Raw genomic sequence first — 700 nt, forward strand, 5'->3', positions numbered from 1 at the left:
GAAGAAATACCATTTGAGATTCCGTGGGGATGGGAATTAGCTCGGTTTGGAAGTGTGATGTATAATCGAGATAGTGAAAGGATTCCCCTATCCGTTGCAAAAAGGAGCAAGTTGACTAAAATATATGATTATTATGGGGCATCAGGAGTTATTGATAAAGTTGATAAATACCTGTTTAACAAAGATTTATTACTTATAGGTGAAGACGGTAATAATCTAATAAATAGAAGTAAGCCTATTGCTTATATTGCAACAGGAAAGTATTGGGTAAATAATCATGCACATGTTCTTGATTGCATTGACTCCATATTTATGCAATATATTGGTCTTTATATCAATTCTATTTCATTAGTAGATTATGTGACGGGAACCGCTCAACCAAAAATGAATCAAGAGAAAATGAATTCGATTCTATTACCTCTTCCTCCGCATAATGAGCAGAAACGTATTTTACAAAAGATTGTTAAAATTCAACCTCTATTTGTAAGATATGAAAAGAACCAATTGAGATTAGAGGCTCTTACAAAAACGCTATACATAAACCTGCGTAAAAGTATCTTACAAGAAGCTATACAAGGGCATCTTGTTCCACAAAACCCTAATGATGAGCCCGCATCTGTTCTTCTTCAACGTATCAAAGAAGAGAAACAAAGACTTGTTAAGGAAGGAAAGTTGAAGAAGAAAGATGTTGTTGACTCTG

Annotated in this window: 1 protein-coding gene; it reads left to right on the forward strand. The window is 34.1% G+C overall.

Annotation, left to right across the window (positions count from 1 at the left end):
• A partial coding sequence (locus HMPREF6485_RS13110) for a restriction endonuclease subunit S (RefSeq protein ID WP_004347252.1) occupies positions 1-700 on the forward strand: 700 nt, incomplete at both ends.

The sequence above is a fragment of the Segatella buccae ATCC 33574 genome (assembly GCF_000184945.1).
Taxonomy (GTDB): domain Bacteria; phylum Bacteroidota; class Bacteroidia; order Bacteroidales; family Bacteroidaceae; genus Prevotella; species Prevotella buccae.